At 30.0% G+C, this 24,531-nt stretch carries 18 protein-coding genes; 11 read left to right on the plus strand and 7 right to left on the minus strand.

Annotated features, from left to right (window positions below; genetic code table 11):
• Positions 1-58: 58 nt before the first annotated feature.
• From ACZ5SO_RS08025 to ACZ5SO_RS08035, 3 genes are read left to right on the plus strand one after another with little or no spacing between them, the layout of a single operon-like run.
• Entirely contained in the window at positions 59-2,104 is a 2,046-nt protein-coding gene (locus ACZ5SO_RS08025) for an ABC transporter permease (RefSeq protein WP_464623928.1), read from the plus strand.
• Positions 2,091-3,149 carry an ABC transporter ATP-binding protein gene (locus tag ACZ5SO_RS08030; RefSeq protein WP_464623929.1) on the plus strand — a complete coding sequence of 353 codons (1,059 nt, stop codon included), beginning with the start codon at positions 2,091-2,093 and terminating at the stop codon, positions 3,147-3,149. Before ACZ5SO_RS08025 ends, ACZ5SO_RS08030 begins: the two co-directional genes overlap by 14 nt.
• Positions 3,127-5,391 (plus strand): amylo-alpha-1,6-glucosidase, encoded by a 2,265-nt coding sequence (locus ACZ5SO_RS08035; protein WP_464623930.1) that lies wholly within the window; start codon positions 3,127-3,129, stop codon positions 5,389-5,391. The genes ACZ5SO_RS08030 and ACZ5SO_RS08035 overlap by 23 nt, the downstream gene beginning before the upstream one ends.
• A gap of 185 nt (positions 5,392-5,576) precedes the next feature.
• Here the strand turns inward: ACZ5SO_RS08035 and ACZ5SO_RS08040 are convergent, their stop codons facing one another.
• The 6 genes from ACZ5SO_RS08040 to ACZ5SO_RS08065 all read right to left on the minus strand — a co-directional run bounded on the left by ACZ5SO_RS08040 (position 5,577) and on the right by ACZ5SO_RS08065 (position 12,467).
• The gene (locus ACZ5SO_RS08040) at positions 5,577-7,154 is read right to left on the minus strand and encodes a sulfatase-like hydrolase/transferase (RefSeq protein WP_464623931.1); all 1,578 of its coding nucleotides are present in this window, start codon (positions 7,152-7,154) and stop codon (positions 5,577-5,579) included.
• Positions 7,155-7,156: 2 nt separating this feature from the next.
• A complete protein-coding gene (locus ACZ5SO_RS08045) occupies positions 7,157-8,056 on the minus strand; it encodes an ABC transporter permease (protein ID WP_464623932.1) in 900 nt (299 codons plus the stop codon).
• Positions 8,049-9,113 (minus strand): ABC transporter permease, encoded by a 1,065-nt coding sequence (locus ACZ5SO_RS08050; RefSeq protein ID WP_464623933.1) that lies wholly within the window; start codon positions 9,111-9,113, stop codon positions 8,049-8,051. Before ACZ5SO_RS08050 ends, ACZ5SO_RS08045 begins: the two co-directional genes overlap by 8 nt.
• A complete protein-coding gene (locus ACZ5SO_RS08055; RefSeq protein ID WP_464623934.1) occupies positions 9,106-10,653 on the minus strand; it encodes an ABC transporter ATP-binding protein in 1,548 nt (515 codons plus the stop codon). Before ACZ5SO_RS08055 ends, ACZ5SO_RS08050 begins: the two co-directional genes overlap by 8 nt.
• 6 nt (positions 10,654-10,659) lie before the next feature.
• A complete protein-coding gene (locus ACZ5SO_RS08060; RefSeq protein WP_464623935.1) occupies positions 10,660-11,673 on the minus strand; it encodes a BMP family lipoprotein in 1,014 nt (337 codons plus the stop codon).
• 89 nt (positions 11,674-11,762) lie between these two features.
• On the minus strand, positions 11,763-12,467 hold the full coding sequence (locus ACZ5SO_RS08065) for a Crp/Fnr family transcriptional regulator (RefSeq protein WP_464623936.1): 705 nt from the start codon (positions 12,465-12,467) through the stop codon (positions 11,763-11,765).
• Positions 12,468-12,933: 466 nt separating this feature from the next.
• Between ACZ5SO_RS08065 and ACZ5SO_RS08070 the strand changes: the two genes are divergently transcribed.
• The 7 genes from ACZ5SO_RS08070 (at position 12,934) to ACZ5SO_RS08100 (ending at position 21,734) form a co-directional block, all read left to right on the plus strand.
• A complete protein-coding gene (locus tag ACZ5SO_RS08070) occupies positions 12,934-14,145 on the plus strand; it encodes an ROK family transcriptional regulator (protein WP_464623937.1) in 1,212 nt (403 codons plus the stop codon).
• 283 nt (positions 14,146-14,428) lie between these two features.
• Positions 14,429-15,457: a galactose ABC transporter substrate-binding protein gene (locus ACZ5SO_RS08075; RefSeq protein WP_464623938.1), complete on the plus strand. Its 1,029-nt coding sequence runs from the start codon at positions 14,429-14,431 to the stop codon at positions 15,455-15,457.
• Between the two features lie 66 nt (positions 15,458-15,523).
• On the plus strand, positions 15,524-17,026 hold the full coding sequence (locus tag ACZ5SO_RS08080) for a sugar ABC transporter ATP-binding protein (RefSeq protein ID WP_464623939.1): 1,503 nt from the start codon (positions 15,524-15,526) through the stop codon (positions 17,024-17,026).
• Between the two features lie 13 nt (positions 17,027-17,039).
• The gene (mglC, locus tag ACZ5SO_RS08085; protein WP_464623940.1) at positions 17,040-18,065 is read left to right on the plus strand and encodes a galactose/methyl galactoside ABC transporter permease MglC; all 1,026 of its coding nucleotides are present in this window, start codon (positions 17,040-17,042) and stop codon (positions 18,063-18,065) included.
• A 13-nt stretch (positions 18,066-18,078) separates the two neighbouring features.
• Positions 18,079-19,056 carry an aldose epimerase family protein gene (locus ACZ5SO_RS08090; protein WP_464623941.1) on the plus strand — a complete coding sequence of 326 codons (978 nt, stop codon included), beginning with the start codon at positions 18,079-18,081 and terminating at the stop codon, positions 19,054-19,056.
• A gap of 11 nt (positions 19,057-19,067) precedes the next feature.
• Complete coding sequence (gene melA / locus ACZ5SO_RS08095) at positions 19,068-20,447, plus strand: alpha-galactosidase (protein ID WP_464623942.1); 1,380 nt, start codon at positions 19,068-19,070, stop codon at positions 20,445-20,447.
• Between the two features lie 12 nt (positions 20,448-20,459).
• Positions 20,460-21,734: a family 4 glycosyl hydrolase gene (locus tag ACZ5SO_RS08100; RefSeq protein WP_464623943.1), complete on the plus strand. Its 1,275-nt coding sequence runs from the start codon at positions 20,460-20,462 to the stop codon at positions 21,732-21,734.
• A gap of 161 nt (positions 21,735-21,895) precedes the next feature.
• Here the strand turns inward: ACZ5SO_RS08100 and ACZ5SO_RS08105 are convergent, their stop codons facing one another.
• Positions 21,896-22,816 (minus strand): tRNA-dihydrouridine synthase, encoded by a 921-nt coding sequence (locus ACZ5SO_RS08105; protein ID WP_464623944.1) that lies wholly within the window; start codon positions 22,814-22,816, stop codon positions 21,896-21,898.
• 358 nt (positions 22,817-23,174) lie between these two features.
• On the opposite strand from ACZ5SO_RS08105, the gene ACZ5SO_RS08110 reads away from it, so the two are divergent.
• Entirely contained in the window at positions 23,175-24,281 is a 1,107-nt protein-coding gene (locus ACZ5SO_RS08110) for a hypothetical protein (RefSeq protein ID WP_464623945.1), read from the plus strand.
• Positions 24,282-24,531 lie beyond the last annotated feature (250 nt).

The raw sequence follows: 24,531 nt of genomic DNA on the forward strand, positions 1-24,531 counted from the left end.
ATATATGCAAGCCATATTTAATTAATTAAAATGGCTTGCATTTAAAAAGGAGACTATCTTGTCAAAAATAATAAGATTTTTTAAAGATCCATGGAAATTATTCACGGCTTTTACATTGATCTTTTTAGCATCGCTTATAATCACATCTCAATTTTGGATATTTAAAAGTTCTTTTCAGCAAGATGGAGGAGAACTAACGATAACTACAAGTAAAGAAAGCAATGAATTGAGCGTTGAAACAGAAGCCATGGAAGGTTTTAGTTTAACAGATCAAACAAAAAACGCTTTTACGCTATATCAGAAAGGTGAAAAAGCATATTCTATTAGTTCTAAAAAACCAGGAGAAATCTATATTTCAACTCCTACTACTAATGAATCAATCTCAGCAGAAGTTGTAGAATCTAATGTTCAAATTAAAACTAAAAATAATATTTTATTTATTTCTCAAAAAGTATTTGGATCTCTTTTTGGAGAACAAAAGACAACTCCTTTTAGTGTTCAACAATTAAATAATTCTCAAGTAAAAATATCTTTCTCAGAAGGAGCATACTTACGTATAGAAGATAGATCAAAGCACTTTACTCTTAGCAATTATCTGAAATTTTTATCAACAAGAAAATATATAACAGCTATAAAAAATAGTTTAGTAGTAACCTTATTTTCCACATTTATTGCCACTATATTAGGAGTAGGTTTAGCCTATCTATATTCTCGTTTTAAAATACCCGGCACTAGTTTTGTTATAACACTTATTACTATGGCATCAATGGCACCACCGTTTCTCGGAGCATATGCATGGAGGATGTTATTAGGAAGTAATGGGATCCTCACTCGTATGCTAGGTTTAGACTGGTCAATTGTTGGTATACATGGAGTTATTTGGGTTATAACATGGTTAATATTTCCAATTATTTTCCTGCTTACTTATGATACTTTTACTTCAGTAGATAATTCTTTAAGAGAGAGTTCAATGAGCCTAGGAGGAGATAGACGGAATACATTTTGGAGGATTGAACTTCCCTTAGTAATGCCGGGAATAATTAATGGAATGTACATGGCCATGATGACGGCATTCACTGATTTTGGTACACCATATGTAATTTCACTAGATTTAAATGTACTCCCAGTACTTGTCTACAAAGAATACATTAATGAAATAGGAGGTAATTTTTCTATTGCTAGCACAGGTAGTATGATTATGATCTTCATTTCATTCATTATGCTAACAGGTCAGAGAATTTATTTAGCAAGGCGCTCATATGCTTCCATAAAAACAAACAAACCATCTGCACGTAGAGCTAGCACAAAACATAGAATTTTAACATATTTAATAACTTTTATCGTATTATTGTGTGCATTCATACCTCATCTATCAGTATTAATTACCTCATTCTTTACCTGGAGAGCCGGTGTTATTACCTCTAATCCTACTCTTGCTAACTATGTAAATCTATTTAAATCAAATTTAAACTCGGTATGGGTAACACTATTTACAGGAGGCATTGCCACAGCATTAAATATAATTTTTGGTATTGGTATAGCTTACATTCTTGTAAAACGAAAGAAATGGAAAGCCTCAGGTGTTCTAAATCAACTCGTAATGGCTCCTTATCTTATACCAGGTACGGTATTAGGTATTGGTTTTATCTTAATTTTTAATCAAAAACCTATAATGATAACTGGAACATGGTTAATTTTAGTTCTTGCATATTTTGTCCGAAAACTTCCATATTCAGTTAAAAGTGCAGAAACAGCTCTTTATCAAGTACACAGTGCTCTAGAAGAAGCTGCTCAAAGTCTTGGTGCAAACACAATGAAAAGTTTTTGGCAAATTACATTTCCTTTAATGATTGGTGGAGTTATTAGTGGTGCTACACTCGCTTTTCTACAAATAATGACTGAGATTAGTGCCACGATAATTTTATATCGTCCCCCTTGGAAACCTATGACTGCTGTTGTATTTGAAAACACTATTGATGCAGGTGCTGACTTTGGGCTTGCATCTTCAATGACAGTACTACTTATGATGATGTTATATATACCTTTATACATAGTAACAATAAAAACTAGAAAACCTACGGAGGTCCGCCTTGAAGCAATCTAATACACAAAATCGTAAAACAACATCCCTTTCAATAATAAATATTGAAAAGAATTTTGGTAAATTACAAGCATTAAAAAATGTATCACTTGAAATAAAAGAAAAAGAATTTTTCACTCTATTAGGACCATCTGGATGTGGAAAGACCACATTACTTAGAATTATAGCGGGATTTGAACGACCAGAGAAAGGGAAAATTTTATTTAACGACAAAGATAATACAAGTTTGCCACCATGGAAAAAAAATATTGGCTTCGTTTTTCAAAACTATGCCCTATGGCCAAATAAAACAGTATTTAAAAATATTGCATATGGATTAGAAATAAAAAAAGTAGACTCAAAAACAATTAGAGATAAAGTCAAATGGGCTTTGGACATGGTTGAACTACCAAATATTGAGGGAAAATACCCTGAAGAAATGAGTGGGGGTCAACAACAAAGAGTTGCAATAGCTAGAGCTTTAGTAATCAACCCAGAAATTCTTCTTCTAGATGAACCGCTATCTAATCTCGATGCAAAATTAAGGATTTCATTAAGGAAACAAATTAAGCAAATTCAGCAAAGGTTAGGAATAACAGCAGTATATGTAACACATGATCAAGAAGAAGCTTTGGAAATCTCTGATAGGATAGCTGTTATGAACAAAGGTAAAGTGTTACAGATTGGTAATCCTGAAGAAATTTATAAAAAACCAGCAAATCAATTTGTCGCAGATTTTATTGGCAAAGCAAATTTTATTGAAGGGACCATACAAAATAATACATTCATTTTATCTTCTGGTGAAAAAATATTTTTGCCTAAAAAACCAAATTTCGAAGGTAAAGGAATACTTTTTACACGCCCTGAGGATTTACTATTCAGCCACACTCCTACCCCGGATTGGATTCCTGCTATCATTACTAGCCGCTCATATCTTGGTAATATAAATCGTTACCAACTTTCTTTGAAACAAGGACAATTAATTCTACTAGAAACTAACTCCCCCTTTTCTTTAGGCAAAACAATTTATATAAAGGTCAATAATTATGAAATATACCCTAGAAACTAAAAACTTTTTCACTCAAATACCAGAACTTGATACTCAATTTGGAAACCTTATAACCATAAGAAAAAAGAAAGGTCTATCATTCCCCGGTCTTCCTGAATGTTTTGTTTCCTCAATTATGCAATTTCAGCCATTATTTCAAGCTGAAGTGTTTGATAAAGAAGGGAAAAAGCTTACTTTGACAGAAACATACAGTTCGACAGATCCTATTAAAAAATTATCTATATTTTCTTCAAAAGATTTAAAAATAACTCAAGTTATCACGGTCAAAGAAAATACTGCGTTTTTAGAAATGGATATTAAAAGTTCCATTGATATAACAATTTTATTTACTGGTTCTTGTTTATTTTCTCCTCAAGGAATTCCTTATCATTGGGAGGAAGAAGGGAATTGTAAACTAGATGTTATCAATAATCAAATATTAGAAGGGAAATGGGACAATCTTTCTTTTAATCTGTCAGTATCAAAACCAATGGAATCAATATCAGTTTCACCTCTTTATCCTGTAGATATTGCAAAAAGTCACTATTTTACAAGTCATAATCTTAAAAAACGTTATACTTTTTGGGTCAATGAAGAAATCCGAAGAAAAGCCAAAAATTTGCTTAATACTTCTGTTACTTCAAGAAATAGTTTCTATTGTTTTAAGTGGAATCCAAAACTTAATGATTCACTATCAGTAGAGTTTTCATTAGACAATTTAAAAACGAAAACCACACCTACACTCAATAAAAGCATATTAGATGCTCAAAACAATGAGATATCTCGTTGGAATATTTTTACTAAAACAATACCTCAATTTGATTGTGATGATACACAATTAGAAAAAATATATTATACTAGTTGGTATATATTGTTTGCTGGGAAAATAAAATTCCCAGAAGAAAGGATGAAATTCCCATTTACATCAGTAAATAAATTCCACTATTACAATCAATTTTTCTGGGATTCAGCATTCCAAACTATTGCATGGTTATGGAATAATGATTCAACTCATGCTGAACAAGAAATGAAGAATTTTGTTCTAAATCAATGGCGCAATGGAATGATTCCTTATGAATTATTTATGTATCCAACAAATGGTAGAGAATGGATGGATGGAGATGCAAAAACATCTGGAACAACACAACCCCCTGTCATTGGAATAACTATTAACGAAGTTTATAAAAAATTTGGAAATAAAGACTACTTAGAGTTCTTTTATAATTCATTACTAGCATATGATAATTGGTTAACCTTATATCGTGACTTAGGTAATAGAGGATTATCTGCATACACAAACATTTGGGAATCAGGCTGGGATAACAGTCCTAGATTTGATGAGGCAACTAGGAATAGGGTTCTTGATCCTTTTATTGAAGGTGTAGATTTCAATACATATATCTATCTAATGAGACAAACAATCATAAAAATGGCTAAAATACTAGGCAAAGAAGAACCTAAAGGTTTGATAAAAAAACAAGAACAAACTAAAAAAAGTATGAATACTCTAATGTATAATTCAAAAGATGGATTTTATTATGATCTTGAGGCAGGAACTAACAAAAAGATTCTTGTAAAAACTGCTGCAGGATTACTTCCTTTAATGACTGATATACCAACTAAAGAACAGAAAGACCGTTTAATACAAGAATATCTCCTTTCTGATGAAGAATTCTTTACCAAAGCCCCTATCCCATCTGTAAGTAAAAGTGAAAACTCATACTGTTCTTATGATTTTTGGCGAGGAGCAAATTGGCCACAAATCACCTGGTCAATTTTATATGGAATCGAATCTTCTCATCCTGATGCTGCTGCTATGATTTTAAATAGATTTTTATCTTCAACAATTCATAACAACAACTGTTATGAATATTATGATGCAGAAAATGGAGATGGTGCTGGCCTACCCTTCCATGGTTGGGGAGCACTTTACACAGATTTCATTATTAGATTTGTTGTTGGAATACATCCAAATATAGACGGATTTAATTTTCATATAATTGAAACGAAATATAACAATTTTTCTATAAAAAATTTAAATATTCATGGATTAAATTTAGCTATAAAAAGGAATAAAACAACAATTTGTATAACAATTAAAGGGTTTGGCGAATTCACTTTCCCTTCATCAGCTCAATTTTCTTTACAAGAAGAAAACAAAAAGCTAGTGATTATTTGGGATAAAAACTACCAGTTGGATGTAAAAGTTACTGCAGATTATAGATGGAAAACTCAAAAAGAACTCGTACTTTCTGCTAATTAATAGATTAAATTCAGCTATTTATAGTTTTCCTAAGATATACTGTAGATTAACGTCTATAGTATATCTTATTTAAAAACGAAAGTTTACTTATTGCTTAATTTATGAATTACAAAAAAAATGTGTCTGAATACTAAATCAATTATATAATCATCAGTACAAAAAAATACTAATCTTACTCAAAAATTCTACTCTTTATATACTTTTCTAATCACTTCAAAGTTCTCAACTTTAAAATCATCCATTAATGGTTCATTTTGAATAGCCAGTTGCAATTCATCAGTTAAATTTAGCATATTTTTCCTTTCTTCCTCTTTTAAATGTAAAGGGAATTTAGGGAAATTCCTTTCAACAAAACAATTAGGTTGATAAGTATCTAAAACAATAAAATCATCTTCAACAACATACCCCTGGGGACCTAATTGTTTTTCATATTGTATTAATTTCTTCCTATAAGTATTTTTAATATTTAAAACATCTAATGACAGGTCCGTATTATATAATAAGTTTTCAGTTTCAAAAGGATCATTTATAAGATCAAATAACTCTTCTTTGCCTCCACCATAGTAATAATTATACTTATATGTATTAGAAACTAAAGACACCCATCTTTTATTTGCTCTATGGTACTCTACAAAAGTAAAACTTCTTTCAATCTTTCTATCCTTTTTAAATAAACTTTCCCCAGGTAATTTATCCACTAATGGTATATTAATATCTGCAACATCCATAAACGTTGGGAATAAATCAATAAGGTTAACCATCTCATTTTGTTCTACTGTAAGACTCATATTTTTTGGAGGTTTTATAATAAAAGGAACTTTTGATGAAAAATCATAAGGAAGAAATTTTTGAAAAGTTCCACAATCTCCAAGCATCTCTCCATGATCAGATGTGAATACAATTAAAGTATCATCATAAATATCCATATCTTTCATTTTTTTTATTATTCTACCAATTTGATAGTCGACATAAGAGAGAGAGCAATAATAAAGTCTTCTACTTCTTTCTTGTCTTTCTTTATTTGCATATTCACCAATTTTACTATTTTCAATGGCAATATTGGAAATTGGTGTTTTAGACTCAACTAATGGAGGTAACTGTATATCATCATACATATGAGCCCACGTTGATGGAACATCAAAAGGAGGATGAGGTGAAATAAAAGAAGTCCAATACATAAATGGTCTTGAACCATCTAATTTATCCATTGCAGATATAGTTTCATTAGCGACCCAAGCTGAACCATGAAGTTCTTCAGGTAACATAGATTGTTGAGGTTGCATATATAGATAATGTCTAACTCCATGAACAGACTGAAATCTTCCATAACCTTTTTCTTTTAAAAACATAGTGTATTCATCATCTTCAATATAATCTGGAATTTCTTCCATCAATTTTAAATGATTAAAACCATTTGATTTACGAGTTGGAACAAAATGCATTTTACCTATACCTTGAGTATCATATCCGGCTTCAGTTAAAAATTCTGGGAAAGATGGTACATCATATGGAACAAATTCTTCGTTATTAAAATAATTATGATCCATATTATGAACAGAACTATACTCTCCTGTTAAAATACTGTGCCTTGAAGGAATACAAGCTGGGAGAGCACAGTAACAATTATTATATAATTTCCCATCTTTTATTAAATTATCTAAATTAGGAGTTTTAATAAACTTGTGATTTTCATCAGCTATGGTATCATACCTTTGCTGATCAGTAGTAATTAGCAATATATTTTTTTTCTTTTTAGTTTTCATTATTAAATTTCCTTCAAACGATATTTTCTATATAGCCCAATTCCACAAAGAGTTAGAATAGTAATCAAATATGGGATAATTGAAACCAACTGTGGAGGGAACCCCTGTAATTGTGCCCGCATAGTAATTCCATCAGCAAATCCAAATAATAATGCACCATAAAAGGTTCCAACAGGTAAGCCAAATCCAAAATTAGCTGCGGCCATTGAAATAAAGCCTCTACCATTTGTCATGTTGTCAGTAAACATTGTAAGTTGACCTAATGAAAGATATGCCCCTGCTAAACCGCACAAAATGCCACTTAATATATATGTTAATATTTTAACTTTTTTAGTGTTTACACCAGCAGTAATTACCGCCATTTCATTTGGGCCAGTTGCTCTAATTCTCAAACCCAAACTAGTTTTAAATAATAATAATTGTATAAAAACCAAAGATATTAAAGAAATATAAACTAAAATCGATTGATGAGCAAAAGCTCCTAATATTGGAATATCTTCTAAAAAAGGTAAATTAACTTTTGGTACACCAATAATTTTTGGTGAAGAAAAAGCTCCTTTTACACCAAATAAAACCGATAACATATATTTTGTAATTCCCAAAGCAAACATATTGATTGCTACAGACATTACTACATTATCTGCTTTAAATTCTTGATTAAAAATGATGAAAAATATACATAATAGAGCATTTATAAAACAAGCTAAAAATATACCGAACCAACAAGAACCGGAATAATAACTGCCTAAAACAGCAACAAATGCACCAATTAACATAAAACCTTCGAGTCCGAGATTTCCAACTTTAATTCTTTGTGTAATTAAACCTGCAAGTCCCCCCATCAAAATAGCGGGAAAAGACCTAATTGTAACTTCAATTATTATAGTCAAGCTATCAAGCATTTATAGTCTCCTTTTTTCTACTATTTAAGTATTTTTTTAATCGTGGAAAGCTATATGATCCTGCCATAAAAATTATCATTATCGCTTCTATAGAAGAAACCAAATCCCGTGAAATATTTGTCATTACTTCCATTTGAATAGCACCATTTTCTAAAGCACCAAAAAATATTGCAGCAACAACACATCCAATAGGATTGTGCATGGCAAGTAAAGAAACAGCTATTCCTGTATAACCTACACCATTTGAAAAATCAGCAATATATCGATGGTTAACACCAAGAATTCTCTCAGCACCGGCAAGTCCTGCGATAGCACCACTAATCATGACTATTATTATAGTTTTCCTTGCGGCATTTACACCAATATATCTTGAAAATATTCTACTTATTCCAGCTGCCCTACTTTCATAACCAAATCTAGTTTTAAACAATGCAACATATATAATTATTGCTAATATGACTGCAATTATAAAACCAAGGTTTAAATCATTCATATTACCAGCTAATTTTGGCAAAAAAGCTTTATCAGAAACCTTTGCAGTAGCTGAAATTGGTAATTCACCCTTAAAAGGATAAGCTGATAGATAATTACAAAATAGCTGAGCTATAGAATTCATCATTATGCAATTTAAAAATATATTAACATCCAATTTAACATTTAAAATTGCAGGTATAAAGCCCCATATTGCTCCAGCAATAAGAGCTGAAATCAAGCATAAAGGTAAAAGAATAAACGCTGGCAAAAAGCTAAAATAAATGCCACATAATGCTGAAGCCATAGCCCCCATATACAATTGGCCCTCTAAACCAATATTAAATACACCAGCTCTAAACGACATTGCCGCTCCAAGACCTGTAAATAATAGAGGAGTAGCAGCAGCAAAGGTGCCATATAAACTAATTTTACTTCCTAGAGATCCAACAAGTAACATTTTATAAACCTCTAGAGGACTCTCACCTGTCGGAATAATAAGAAAAATTCCTAATAAAAGAGAGATTAAAATAGCAATTATAGGATTAGATAACTTTTTTAAAGTTTCTGTGGTTATTTTATTCATAAAAAACCTCATTTCGTTTAGCTCCTGCCATATACAAACCGAGCTCATCTTTTGTAATTTCGTTAGAATTAAACTTGCAAACTAGTTCACCTTCGTACATAACTAAAATCGTATCAGATAAAGTAAATATCTCATCTAAATCTGATGAAAATAATAAAATACCAGTACCTTCATTTCTTAATTGCAGAATGTAATCATGAATAAAACTAATTGCACCAATATCAACTCCGCGAGTCGGTTCTGCTGCAACTAATAGTTTTGGTTTCTTTACTAAAGTTTCTCTACCTATAACAACTTTCTGTTGATTTCCGCCAGATAGTGATGCGATTTTAGTATTATAACTTTGGGTTCTTATATCAAATTTCTTAATCATTCTTTGAGCATTGTTTTTAATGGTAGTTTTATTTAAGAGTTTTAAAGGCCCATAACTTTTTAGAAACTCATCTAAATCATGGAAACCGGCAATTGAATTTTGATCTAGTGACCACTCCATATTTAGTCCTTCCTTTTTTCTATCGAAAGGAATGTAACTTATACCATTATGGATTTTTTCTTTACGAGTTAGATTAGTAAAATCTTTACCGTTTAATTCAAAACTTCCTGAATCAGGTTTTTTTACCCCAGTAATTGCCTCAGCAAGGGCAATTTGACCATTTCCTGAAATACCGGCAATACCAACAATTTCACCTTTTCTAATATTTAAATTTACATTATTTAATAAAGGTTTTTGAGTTTTAGAATTTACTGTTAGACCTTTAATTCTTGCAACTACAGGAAGGTTTAAAGTTTTCCTTTCCCTAAGTTTTGGCAACTTAGATCCAATCATTAATTCAGCAAGTTCAACTGTATTCGTGCTATCTTTCTTAACAAACCCTACCATTTTACCTCGCCTCATAATTGCAATATTATCAGCTATTTCCATAACTTCGTTTAATTTATGAGTAATAAATACAATAGTTTTTCCAGCAGTAATTAATTTTCTAATATTTATAAATAATTCTTGAGTTTCTTGAGGCGTCAAAACAGCAGTTGGTTCATCAAAAATTAATATATCGGCACCTCTATATAAGATTTTTATTATTTCTACTTTCTGTTGCATACCTACAGGGAGGTTTAAAACTTTTTCATCTAAAGGAATTTCCATACCATTATCTTTCATGATTTTAGTAATTTTATTCCTAGCCTTTAATTTATTAATAAACAAATTTTTTTTAGGTTCGAACCCTATTATTATATTCTCAAGAACTGATAATTCTTCAACAAGCATAAAATGTTGATGAACCATACCAATATTTGATTTTAAAGCATCTAGACTAGAATGAAAAACTTTCTTTTCACCTCTAATTACTATTTCACCATCAGAAGGTTCAAATAATCCATAAAGGATATTCATTAAAGTAGATTTACCTGCGCCGTTTTCGCCAATTAAACATAAGACAGTGCCTTCTTCAATAGCTAATGAGACATCCTCATTAGCTTTGAAGTTTGCTCCGGGATATACCATGGTAATATTATTTAATTCAATAGCATATTTACCCATAATTACCTACTCTTCAAATACATCAGTAACTTGGATTTCACCACTAATAACTTTTGCTTTAATATCAGCTAGCTGATTTAAAACATCTGAAGGAATTATATCTTTTGTATATTTCATTTCAGAGAGACCTACACCTTTTTCTTCTAGCCCATAAAGAACTTTACCAGTTTCAAATGTGCCATCTATAAATGAACTTGTCATATCATATACTGCAGCATCAACACTTTTAATCATTGATGTTAAAATCTTTCCTTCAACAATAGAATCCTGGTCGCTATCTACTCCAATTGCATAAACATCATCACTAGTTTTAATTGCATCAAATAACCCCTCGCCTGTTTTACCTGCAGCGTGGAAAATAATGTCACAATCTTCACCAATTAATTGAAGAGCAAATTCTTTACCTTTAAAAGGATCAGCAAAAGATCCAACATAAGTTGGTATAACTTCTATATCATCATTAACATATTTTGCACCTTCTTGATAACCAACATAAAAACGTTTAATAGCTGGAACATCCATACCACCAATAAATCCAATTTTATTTGTTTTAGTCATTAAGGCAGCAAATGCACCTGCTAAGAAAGATCCTTCATGGTCAGCAAATTGTGCTACTTGTAAGTTGTCTAAACTAATACTTAAGTTAATTGCAGCATATTTAGTATCAGGGAAATTAGGGGCTATAACAGAAAGAGCATCACTCCAGTCATTTCCAACAGTTATAACTAAATCATATCCCGCAGAAGAAACTAATTTAAGTGATTGTTGATAGTCAGAAACACCTTGTGGTTCAATTACTTTAATTTCAATACCATAATCAGCTTCAGCTCTTTTTAAGCCTTCATAAGCTGCATCATTAAATGATCTATCTCCAAGTCCACCTGAAGATGTGATTAAGGCAACTTTAACAGTTTTCTCTACAGTTAATGAAGAATCAACCTCTTTTGTCTCAGTGGATTTAGCACACCCAATGAGTAACATTGAAATCAATAAACAAGATACAACAAATTTTTTTAACATAAAGCACTCCTAAAAATTTATATTATTACTTCTCTTATATCATTTTGATTTCAATAAAAGTAGGAAATTTTGCAAGCTTGTAAGATTTTTTAAGTATTATTAAATTTATATTCTAATAGATTTTCATATTGATTTTTATTTATATATAATTTTTGATGATCCACTGTAACAAGGTTTAAAGTTTTCAAAAGTTCAATTGTTGAATTTACACTTCTCTCTGAAAGCCCTGTAAAATCGGCAATCATTTGACGAGTTTCGTTTATAAAAACACCATTATTATTAAATTGAGGTAATTTATAATATAATTTATAACAGTGAATAAGATATGATATTATATTTAACTTTGCATTATACTTTTTACATTCTATATGCACCATTAAATTTTGGTGTAAAGTTTCAATTATAATTTGTATACATCTATTATAAAAATCAGGATACTTTATTTGAAAAGTTTTAAAATAAGATTTACTTATAGAAAAAGCTGTTACGTCACTAATAGCAATAACATCCGCAACTCTAATTTTAGTTTTTTTAGGAAGGATTTCAGATAAGCCTATTATAGCGATTGAATTAATTTTATAAGAACAATAAGATTCGCCATTTGCTAAATCTTTAAGTATTCCACAAATACCTTCAAATATAAAAAAAATATTATTAGCACAACAATCTTTATTAATTAAATATTCATTTGTCTTATATGTTTTTCTTTCAAACTTTGCTAAATCCAATACTGATACAGACTGAAAAAGTTCTTGAAGTTCTTCATCCTTTTTAATAAAATCCTCAATTAACATTTTGTCCATCCTGAATCAATTTTAATATTTGGACTATAATAATCTCATATCAAAAATTAATCTATACTTCAAACCTTTTTTAATATAACTTATTGTATAAATATCAAAAAATTATTAATCAAATTGGTTAAATAAATATATTTATAGCTAGAAATATGACGTATTTGATTATATAGGACTTTTATATGCATATATTTTAGGTTTTATTTGTATAATTTTTGAATAATTATTCACTCTACCTATTTACAAATTGCCTTAATAGAACAATACGAAAAAAGAGAACATCAAGATAATATATATATTCTAAGCTTTTTAATTTTTACAAAAATTTTTTTTCATCTATTAATATTTATATTCTTAGAAAAATATTTTCTACTACATTTTACCCACCATTAAGTAAACTAATTTTATTATTTAATTTAAAAAAATCTATTAATTTATCAACAACTAAGGTATTATAAGATTCATGGATAACAATAAAAACTCTTTAATTCAAAAGCAAAACAGAAGAAATATTTTAAAAAAAGTTTGGGAAGAAAGATCCATTTCCAGAGCACAAATAGCTAAAGATTTAAATATAACAGCAGCAACAGTATCTTCTAATGTTGCTGAATTAGAAAAAATGAATTTTATAAGACTTGGGGAAGAAGGCGAATCTTCAGGTGGAAGAAAGCCTAAAATGCTAGAAATAAACGAAACCTCATTACTAAGTATTGGCATTACAGTAAAAAAATTTGAAGTTGTATCAACAATAGTAAATTTAAAAGGCAAACCTAAAATTACTAGAACTGATAAATATCCATTACCAATCACCAAAGAAAATATTTTTAACACAATAGTATATTCAATCAAAGAGTTGAAAAAAAATGTAAATGGAAATCTTCAACGAATTCTTGGTATTGGCGTCGGTTTTCATGGGGTTGTAGACTATAAATCAGGAATTTCAATATTTGCCCCAGCCTTCAATTGGAGATATGTAAATATTAAGGCACTTTTAGAAAACGAATTTAAACTACCTGTCATAGTTGATAACGATGCAAGAGTAATGGTATTAGCAGAAAAATGGTTTGGAAAATATAGGAATCTTAGAAATTTAATATTTCTAAGTTTAGATGCAGGAGTTGGAGGCGGAATCTTAATAGATGGAAAACTTTTTAGAGGAGTTTCATCGGCTGCTGGAGAAATTGGTCACATAAGAGTAAAAGAAAATGGTGTAAAATGTTTATGTGGCAACTATGGTTGTCTCGAAACAGTCGCTTCATCAAGAGCTCTTGTGCAAGAAATAATTAATAAAATTCAATTAGGCTATCCTACAATTATTACTTCAATGGTTAACAATGGTGATTTAAATGAAATCAATTACGATATAATCGATACAGCTGCAAGAAATAATGATGAGTTAGCAATAGAAGTCCTAAACAATATTGGAGTATATGTTGGAACAGCTTTAGCAGATATAATCAATGTTTTTAATCCTGAAGCTGTCATTATTGGTGGACAACTATCTCAATCTTGGGAATTTATAGAAACCCAAATCACTGAAACTGTGAAAAAACAAGCAATGACTGAATGCTGTAATAATGTAAAAATTCTAAAATCATCTTTTGAAGGAAGTAAAGGAGAAATTGGTGCAGCAGCCTTAGTCCTAAATAAGATTTTAGAAGAAGACTTTTTTTAATAATTAAAAAAACAGTTTAATTTTATAGTTTTTACCATACTTTATTTAATAGATAAATTTAGTTTTATATCACTCTATTAAGTAGAAATCAGTTATAATCAACTAAAAATATCTTATATTTATCTACTATACAATAAATTATATTGTTTTAAAAATAAAACTTGCCAGATTTATGGTCTAATGCTATCCTAGTTAAAGAGCGATTACGTATTTTATTTTTAAATACTTTCTTTAATGATTAAATAAAGTATTTAATTATTTCATTACAAAAGGAGAAGAAAAGATGAAAAAATCAACAACAATTTTTTTAGCATTACTTTTAATTTGCAATATCACTATATTTGCAAATGGCCAACAAGAAACAGACATTCCTAAAATAGGAGTCACTGTTTATAAATACGATGACAATTACATGTCATTTGTTAGAAAAGCTATAGAAAAAGCTGCAGCTGAAGATTCAGAATCAGAATTACTAATTTGTGATTCAATGAATGACCAAGCAAAACAAAATGACCAAATTGATACATACATAAATAAAGGCGTAAAAGCTTTATGTGTTAATTTAGTAGAACCTGCTGCAGGTCAAACAGTTGTCGAAAAAGCTAGAAAAGCTGGCATCCCAATAATTTTTTACAATAAAGAACCTTCTAAAGATGTAATAATGGGTTACGACAAATGCTGGTATGCTGGAATCACTTCAGCTGAATTTGGAATTCAACAAGGCCAAATGATTGTAGATTCTTGGAAAGCTAATCCAGCTTGGGATAAAAACAACGATGGAAAGATTCAATATGTATTACTTAAAGGTGAACCTGGTCATCCAGATGCTGAAGTTAGAACTAGCGAACCAATAAGAATTATCAAAGAAGCTGGAATTGGCGTAGAAGAATTAGAACTACAAACCGGAATGTGGGATGCTTCAAAAGGTAAAGATCTTATGGAAACTTGGTTAGCTAAACATGGGGACAAAATTGAATTTGTAATCTGTAACAATGATGCAATGGCTCTAGGTGCAGTAGAAGCTCTTAAAGCAGCCGGTTACTTTACTGATGGCAAATATATGCCAGTTGTTGCAGTAGATGGACTTCCTGAAGCTGTTGAACTAATTAAAAAAGGCCAATTACTAGGAACTATCTTAAATGACCCTAAAGCCTTAGGTCTTGCTGCATACAAAATGACAGTTAATGTTGCTAACGGTCGAGACCCATTAGATGGTACTGATTACGTATTCGGAGAAAAGAAAGATGTTCGTGTAGCTTGTGAAATTACCATGGCAGACAATCTAGATAATGCAATTGAAGCATACAAATAAAATCATTAATTAATCATGGTACATCTTTGTACCATGATTATATATTACTAATTGGAGAAAAATCTTATGACCAATAATCCTATTTTATTAAAAATAATAGGAATGTCAAAAGCGTTCCCTGGAGTACAAGCCTTAGATAATGTGGACTTAACTGTAAAAAAAGGAACTGTTCATGCTTTAGTAGGAGAAAATGGAGCTGGTAAATCAACATTAATGAAATGCCTTTTTGGGATATATATACCTGACAATGGAACAATTGAGCTTGAAGGAAACGTTGTCAGTTTTGTAGAACCTAAACAAGCATTAGATAATGGGATCACAATGGTTCACCAAGAGTTAAATCAAGTTGCAAGATTAAGAGTCATGGATAACATTTGGCTTGGACGCTTTCCTATGAAAAATGGAATTATTATTGATGAGAAAAAGGTATTTCAGGACACTCAAGAAATATTTAAAAATCTAGAAATTGATATAAACCCATCTATCAAAGTTGAAAAGCTATCAATCTCTGATCGACAAATGATAGAAATAGCAAAAGCTGCATCATATAATGCAAAAATAATTGTCATGGATGAACCCACATCTTCTTTATCTGAAAAAGAAGTCGCTCATCTGTTTAGAGTAATTAACAAATTAAAAGCCAAAGGGTGTAGCATTATATATATTTCTCATAAATTAGAGGAAATTTTTAGCATCGCTGATGAAGTTTCTGTAATGAGAGATGGAAAACTTATTTCAACACAAAATATTGAGAATATTAACATCGATAATGTTATTACGTTAATGGTAGGAAGAAAACTTACTAATAGATTCCCCAAAAAAACCAACACTCCAGATGGAACTCTTTTAGAAATAAAGAATTTATCCTTAGTCTACTCTCCTCTAGTAAAAGATATTTCTTTTACACTAAGAAAAGGTGAAATATTAGGGATTGCGGGACTAGAAGGATCAATGCGAACTGAAATTGTCGAAGGACTATTTGGTTATAGAACAAGAGAATCAGGTGAAATCATTGTAGAAAATAATGAATGTAAAAACTCAAATCCCTCTAATTCAATCAAAAACAAATTTGCCCTTCTAACAGAAGAGAGAAAATATAATGGAATTTTTCCTGGGATGAGTGTTAAAGACAACATAATGATATCGAATATTGATTGCTACTGTAAATATGGAGTAATAAACGATGAAAAAGCAAATAATGATGTTCTTAAAATCATAAAAACTTTAAATGTTAAAACTCCTTCTGATAAAGCAATGATAAGAAACTTATCAGGAGGTAATCAACAAAAAGTAATTTTTGGAAGATGGATGCTAACATCTCCTAATATTCTTCTTTTAGATGAACCTACCCGAGGAATAGATGTCGGTGCTAAATTTGAGATTTATCAACTAATTATCAACTTAGCAAATCAAGGGAAAGGCATAATTATGGTTTCCTCAGAAATGCCAGAACTTCTAGGTGTTTCAGATAGAATATTAGTTATGAGTAACGGAAAAATAGCGGGAATAGTTAACACAAAAGATACAAATCAAGAAGAAATTCTTCGCTTAGCTGCAAAATTTTTATAGGAGTTCATAAACAATGATTGAGTTAACAAAAGAAGATATAGAAAGAAAAAGAAAAAAAAGGATTATAAAAACCAAATTAATGAACAACGCTATATATATAGTATTAATTGCATTGATAATAATAATTACCATAGTAGATCCTACTTTTCTATCCATAAATAACTTCAAGTTTATTTTTACACAAGCTTCAACAAGAATGATATTAGCACTAGGTGTTAGTGGAATTATAGTATTAGCTGGATGTGACTTGGCGATTGGTAGATTTGTTGGATTAGCTGCAGTTGTATCTGCATCAATGATGCAAGCATTAGATAATCCGAATATTATCTTCCCTGGTCTAAATTTACCAGTATTTATCCCTATACTATTGGTAGTTTTAATTTGTGGTTTGATTTCTCTCATAGATGGAATTATCGTAACAAAATTATCTGTTACAGCCTTTATCGCCACATTAGGCATGCAGATGATTTTATACGGAGCAACTTCAACTTATTATGAAAAGGTATGTGGTGCAGCACCAATTGGAAGCTTACGAACTTCTTTTACAGATTTTGCTCAGGGAGATTTTTTGGGAATTCCTAATTTAATTATTTATGCTGTAATTCTAGTTGCCATCATGTGGTTTATTTGGAACAAAACAAAACTAGGAAGAAATCTTTTTGCAATTGGTAATAACATGGAAGCTGCCAAAGTATCTGGTGTCAACATTACAAAAACAATAATTATTATTTATTTAATAGCAGGCTTTTTATATGGATTTGCTGGAGCTCTAGAAGTTGGAAGAACAGGAAGTGCAACAAATAATTTAGGAAACGGCTATGAATTAGACGCCATTGCAGCCTGTGTTGTTGGTGGAGTCTCTCTAATGGGAGGTGTTGGATCAATATTTGGTATTGTTATTGGTGTAATTATTTTTCAGGTAATTAACTATGGTTTAGTTTATATAAGCGTCAGTCCTTATATGCTTTATATCATCAAAGGTGCAATTGTCATATTAGCAGTAGCCATTGATGCACAAAAATATGTAACAAGAAAATAAATTGGAGAACATTATGAGCTTTTACTATGATAGAGAAACTATTGAAGGAGAAAAATCATATTTATTAGGATATGAAAAAGAAAATGATAACGAACATAACATTTTAATTAAAGTATCACCTACGCTTGGCAATAATCTTTATTGTTTTCGAGTAGATGAATTTGAAGTAATACATTATGATAGTTATTTCTCTTTAACCTCATATTACACAGGAAATCCAATTTTATATCCGTTCCCTAATAGATTACGAAATTGTTTCTATAAATTTGATGGAAACAACTATTGGCAACAAAAAAATGGAATCCCAGTCTTTCTTCATTCCTTAGTTTATGATGAAAGTTGGGAATATAATGAACCTATAATAAATGAAGACTATGTTAGGTTAGAAACTTGGATTAACGTTACTAAGAAACACCCAATATATGAAGGATTTCCATGGGAACATAAATTAACAATAATTTTTGAAGTAAATAAAAAAGGATTTGATATAAAATACAAAGTGGAAAATTTATCTAATAAAACCCTTCCTTTTGGAATATCTTATCATACTTTTTTCAAGAAACTATGTGGTAACGAAAACTCATTTATAAGAGTTCCAGCTAAACACATGATGGAATTAAGTGAAGAACTACTTCCAACAGGAAAACTATTAAAAGTAGATGGAAAAGACTTTGATTTAAGAAATCCAACCCCTCCAAGTCACCTAGATTTAGATAATTGCTTTACATCAATGATTAAGGATGAACGAGTATATATTGATTATCCAAATATTGGATTGAGAATTTATATGGATGCAACTGATGACTTTACACATATGCAAGTCTTTACTCCAAAAAATAAACCATTCTTCTGTGTTGAAAGACAAACTTGTTCAACTGATGCGGTTAATCTCGATTACAAAGGATATAAAAAGGAAGCACATCTTTTACGAGTTAATCCAAAAGAAGAGAAAGAAGGAATTGTTAACTTTATATATGAATTTAATAAATAAAAGAGGATAAAATGATTAAAATAACTTTAATTGGAGCTGGAAGTGTTGTTTTTTCTAAACAACTTATGGTAGATATTCTTGGATTTAAAGCATTAGAGAACTGTGAATTTTGTCTTGAAGATATCAACTCTGAAAGACTAGAACTTATAGAAAAAGTAGCAAAAATGTTCATCAAGCAACGCAATAGTAATACAATAATTACTACTACAAACAGTATTGATGAAGCAGTAAAAAATGCTGATTTTGTAATAAATTTAGTACAAGTTGGAGGATTCAAATCTACTTTAGTTGATTTTGAAATTCCTGAAAAATATGGTTTAAAACAAACAATTGCTGATTCGATGAGTATAGGTGGAATTTTTAGAGCATTAAGAACAATGCCTGTAATGGATGAAATATGTAAAGCTATAATTAAATATAACTCAAAAGCTTATCTTTTAAATTATACTAATCCAATGGCAATGCTATCTCAATATGTATTAAAAAAATATCCAACAGTAAAATATGTGGGATTATGCCATAGTGTCCAAACAACAAGCAAACAATTAGCTCTATATTTAAATATCCCATATAAAGAACTAGATGTTAAAGTTGCTGGAATTAATCATCAAGCTTGGTTTTTAAAACTAGAAACAAAGGGACAAAATTTATATCCAAAATTATTTGAATTAAAGAATAAGTTAGATAAAAATCCTAATTTTGTTCCAAAACATTTATATGATTGCCCAGCATCTGACTCCTGGTTTAGGGAGAACTTTAAAGATAGTGCAGTTGAAACTTTTGAAGGAGATAAAGTTAGATTTGAAATGTTAAAAAGACTTGGCTATTTCGTTACAGAATCTAGCGAGCATAATGCTGAGTATTGTCCATATTTCATAAAAGATCAAAAGTTAATCGAAAAATATAAAATTCCAATAAATGAATATATAAGACGATGTAAAATTAATCTTAAAGAATTTGAATCTACAAAACAAAGCATTGTAGAAGGAAAAGAACTTCATGTTAACATGAGTGAAGAATATGCCGGATCTATAATCAATTCAATTGTCAGTGGAGAAAATAGTCAGATTAATGGGAATGTATTAAATACTGGATTAATTACTAATCTTCCAACAAATTGTTGTGTAGAAGTTCCTTGTCTAATAAATAAAAATGGAATTCAACCAACACATATTGGAAAAATTCCAGAACAACTAGCTAGCTATAATAGAACAAATATAAATGTTCAAAATTTAGTTGTTGAAGCAGTTTTATTAAATAATAAGAAATTAATATATCAAGCTGTAATGTTAGATCCACTCTGTTCTTCAATGCTTAACTTAGATGCAATGGATCAAATGGTTAATGAGTTATTTGAAGCCCATAAAGAGCTTATACCATATTTTAAATAAAAAGGAGTATATATGAAAATTGTATTAATTGGTGCCGGAAGTGCGATGTTTGGACTAGGTGCCTTAGGTGATATCTTTAAAAGTAAAACCTTAGAAGGTTGTGAAATAGCTTTAGTTGATATTAATCCTGTTCCACTACGTGAAGTTGAAAAAGTATCAAAAGAATATTTAAAGTCAAATAATTTAAATTATAAAATAACTGCAACAACAAATAGAAAAGAAGCTCTAAAAGAAGCTGATTTTGTCTTAATCTCAATAGAAGTTGGTGATAGATATGAACTTTGGGAAATGGATTGGAATATTCCCCTTCATTTTGGAATAAAACAAGTTTATGGAGAAAACGGAGGCCCTGGTGGATTGTTCCACTCATTTAGAATCATCCCACCAATATTGGAAATATGTGAAGATATACAAGAAATTTGCCCAAATGCTCTAATTATGAATTTAAGCAATCCTATGACAAATATTCTTACTGCTGTCACAAAAAAATATCCCAAATTAAAGGTAATTGGACTTTGCCATGAAGTTTCTTCCCTTGTAATACATTTACCAAAAATTTTAAATATTCCATTTGATCAACTACATACAACCTCTGGGGGATTAAATCATTTTAGTTGTTTATTAGATGCAACTTATGTTAAAGATGGATCATCAGCGATGAATGACATAATGGAAAAAGCAATTCCTTATTTTGAGGGGACTCTAGAAAGAGGATTATTTATGAAAATAATCCAATATTTCAAAAAAATTCCAATAACAACAGACAGTCATTTCAGTGAATACATTCATTGGGCTCAAGAAGTTGCAGATCATGCAGGAGTTATGGATTTCTATACAAATTATAAAAAAGAATGTCTTGGACACCAAGTTGACATGTATGGAAGATTAAAATCAGGGACATTGCCCGAAGAATATTGGAGAGTAGTACCAATAATAGAAGGTATAATAAACGATGATAATCATGAAGAATTAGCAGTAAATGTTATAAATAATGGGCTAATTTCTACCCTACCAAATGACACAATTGTTGAAGTTCCAGCAATTGTAAATAAAGATGGAGTTCATGGCGTAAATTTAGATAAGGTTATGCCATTAGGTTTTTCATCATTATTGAGTAATAGAGTTGGTGTTTTAAGATTATGTGCTGAAGCAGTAATTCAACAATCAAGAGAATTGGCATTACAAGCACTTTTAGTTGATACTACTAATAATAGCATATTACAAACTGAGAAATTATTAGATACAATCATCGATTTACAAAGTGAATATTTAGGTTATTTGAAATAGCTTTAATTTTTAATAAAAACAACTGTTTAACTGATACCTTATCAATTGCAGTTGTTTTTTTATAATAATTAACTACATAAACTTATAATTAATCATATGATTATAACAATAAATGCAACTTAATTAAAATACTTGTATGTGTATGAAAATATACAAAAGTTCTATTGAAGAATAGAATCAACTGCTTTATTATAAGAATTTAGATTTTGTGATTTGTGAAGGCGTTTAACTTGTTTTTCTTTTTCAGGGAAGTTTATCTTCCACACTCTCCAATAATCTTTCATTTTAAAGAGAAGACTTCTCTCTCCATAAAGAATTTGTGAATACTGTTTATAAAGAGAATCATGGAACTCTCTAAAAATTTGGATACTCGCAGCTTTCCCTGTTTTATACTCTTCTACTAAACCTGGATTTGCTAGTAACCCTCGTCCAATCATAACTTTTTTTACTGTTGGAAATTTAGAAACAAAACTTTTAATGTGATCTACAGTAAACAAATCACCATTATAACAAACCTCGTTTTTTGAATTTTCAACTACAAATTTAAATACATCAAAGTTTATTTCACCTTTATAATAATCTTCTCTAACTCTAGGGTGAACAATTAATTCTTTTATCGGATAATCATTAAAAATAGGAAGTAAAGATTCCATTTCTTTTGGATCTTTAAACCCTATTCTAGTTTTAACAGAAATTTCTTGAATATTATTTTTAAATATTTCATCAAAAAATAATCTAAGTCTGTCTAAATCTTTTAATTGTCCAGAGCCTTTCCCCTTACTCGTAACAGTGCCAGAAGGGCATCCTAAATTAAGATTAATTTCACTATACCCTAAATCATTCAACTTAGCTGAAACTATATTAAAGGTATTAGAGTTGTTCGTTAAAAGTTGAGGAACAAGATTTGAAACCTTGTTATTAACTAAATCTATTTCTCTTTTAGATTTTCTTGCAAGACAGCCTTCTGTATTTGCATTGAGAAAAGGCGTAAAATATTTATCCACATCTTTATAAAAAGTGGAATACGTATTTCGATAAGTGTAATTGGTTAGGCCTTCTAGAGGAGCAAAATAAAATAGCATGAAAGTAATATAGTTGATTTAAAAAGTTTTGTTTAGACATATTTTTAATTTTTGAAATATTTTAATATTTAGATTGTCTAAAATGATTATACTCCTTTTTAACAAATACATGTTTTTAATTATTTTCTTATAAAAATTTATAAAATCAAACAAAATTCAAAATAACAAAATAAGTGATAAATATTGTTGATGTTCTCAATCGATAAATCTATACTGATATAAAGAGGTTGGAAATTCTAATATTCTTTTTCAAAACTAAATTTCTATTTCATTAAAAGGCCTCTAATCTAAGACAGCGTTTTCTTAAACAAAATTTTTTCTAAACGAAGCCTTAATTTATATAAGGAGTACCATAATAATGACCAAAAACAGAGTAATTATATGGGGAGTAGGAAATCTAGGACGAACAGCAATCATGATGATTCAAGCTTCAAAAACATTAGAACTTGTAGGAGCTATTGATTTAGACCCAAAGAAAATTGGAAAGGATGCTGGGAAAATCTTTGGACTACCTAAAACTGGAGTAATAGTTTCATCTGATGTTGATGCAATTTTGGCTTTAGATGCCGAAGTTGTTTTATTATACATCATGCCTTTATGGGATAAAGGTGATCGAACCCCTACAGGTCGAGGTCCTACAGCAGAAGTAATTTGTAAAGCCTTACGAGCAAAGAAAAACGTTGTAACTTCTCTTGATACATATTGTTGGGAAGAAACAGCTCCTAAACTTTATGAAAAAGTAAATAATTGTGCTTTAGAAAATGGAGTAACAATTGTACAACAAGGAATTTATCCGGGCTTATTTAATCCTTACCTTCCTGTTGTAATGGCTTCACTCTCAGGTAAACTTGAAAAAATTGTTGTAACCTTAATGGAAGATGATACAGTAAATTCTGCACCATGGGCAAGAACTTTATCATTTGGCAAAACTGTAGAAGAGATTAATTCTCTATGTGCTCCCTTACCACCAGCTGACGTTATATTAGGAGGATTCTTTTCCATGTACGGTGGAACTACAAGAATAATGGCAAAGTATAGTGGATTAGAATATGACAAATATATTTATACCCATGAAATGGTTACTGCTAAAGAAGATTTTGATACTTTTGCTTATGGCAAAATTAAAAAAGGAACAGTATCTGCCCATATTTTAAAGATGAGTTGTATTAAAAATGGTGAGGAAGTAACAGGTTTTTATGTATTCCATATGGTCCGCCCTGACATGCATCCACAATTGCCACAAGAAACAAGTGTAGAAATTTTTGGAATTCCACATATGAAATTTACAGAAGAAGGAATGGTACCTCATGTAAACCCACAAGAATATGCTACAACAAGTAATGAGTATTTAAATCAATTCTGTTCAAGTGCTGCACCAAGTGTAAACCTTATTCCACAAACAGTAGAAGCAAAACCAGGCTTTTTAGATGCTTTAGAACTTAGAGTTACAGTCCCTGTAAAATAGTAAATTACATCCCTTTTCCCTTATCAGGAAGAGGGATATTTTATAATAATTTATAAATACATTTTTCTATATAATATTTCAAAAATATATACCATCGAGTCTAAAAATATCAAAATATACAACACTATCTTAATTATTTAAATATTTTGACTTAAATCAGTATTGTCTTTTAGCTTATAAACTTAGGTAAAAACTATATTCTAAATAAATAAAAATATATCAATTATTTCAGAAATTTTCTTGGCAAATT

The sequence above is a fragment of the Pleomorphochaeta naphthae genome (assembly GCF_055396005.1).

Bases quoted from the DNA above. Each gene is read 5' to 3' on its own strand.
- ACZ5SO_RS08035 (WP_464623930.1), top strand. From the start codon at position 3,127: ATGAAATATACCCTAGAAACTAAAAACTTTTTCACTCAAATACCAGAA.
- ACZ5SO_RS08110 (WP_464623945.1), top strand. From the start codon at position 23,175: ATGACCAAAAACAGAGTAATTATATGGGGAGTAGGAAATCTAGGACGA.
- ACZ5SO_RS08050 (WP_464623933.1), bottom strand. From the start codon at position 9,113: ATGAATAAAATAACCACAGAAACTTTAAAAAAGTTATCTAATCCTATA.
- melA (WP_464623942.1), top strand. From the start codon at position 19,068: ATGATTAAAATAACTTTAATTGGAGCTGGAAGTGTTGTTTTTTCTAAA.
- ACZ5SO_RS08045 (WP_464623932.1), bottom strand. From the start codon at position 8,056: ATGCTTGATAGCTTGACTATAATAATTGAAGTTACAATTAGGTCTTTT.
- ACZ5SO_RS08080 (WP_464623939.1), top strand. From the start codon at position 15,524: ATGACCAATAATCCTATTTTATTAAAAATAATAGGAATGTCAAAAGCG.
- mglC (WP_464623940.1), top strand. From the start codon at position 17,040: ATGATTGAGTTAACAAAAGAAGATATAGAAAGAAAAAGAAAAAAAAGG.
- ACZ5SO_RS08055 (WP_464623934.1), bottom strand. From the start codon at position 10,653: ATGGGTAAATATGCTATTGAATTAAATAATATTACCATGGTATATCCC.
- ACZ5SO_RS08090 (WP_464623941.1), top strand. From the start codon at position 18,079: ATGAGCTTTTACTATGATAGAGAAACTATTGAAGGAGAAAAATCATAT.
- ACZ5SO_RS08060 (WP_464623935.1), bottom strand. From the start codon at position 11,673: ATGTTAAAAAAATTTGTTGTATCTTGTTTATTGATTTCAATGTTACTC.
- ACZ5SO_RS08105 (WP_464623944.1), bottom strand. From the start codon at position 22,816: ATGCTATTTTATTTTGCTCCTCTAGAAGGCCTAACCAATTACACTTAT.
- ACZ5SO_RS08070 (WP_464623937.1), top strand. From the start codon at position 12,934: ATGGATAACAATAAAAACTCTTTAATTCAAAAGCAAAACAGAAGAAAT.
- ACZ5SO_RS08100 (WP_464623943.1), top strand. From the start codon at position 20,460: ATGAAAATTGTATTAATTGGTGCCGGAAGTGCGATGTTTGGACTAGGT.
- ACZ5SO_RS08040 (WP_464623931.1), bottom strand. From the start codon at position 7,154: ATGAAAACTAAAAAGAAAAAAAATATATTGCTAATTACTACTGATCAG.
- ACZ5SO_RS08075 (WP_464623938.1), top strand. From the start codon at position 14,429: ATGAAAAAATCAACAACAATTTTTTTAGCATTACTTTTAATTTGCAAT.
- ACZ5SO_RS08065 (WP_464623936.1), bottom strand. From the start codon at position 12,467: ATGTTAATTGAGGATTTTATTAAAAAGGATGAAGAACTTCAAGAACTT.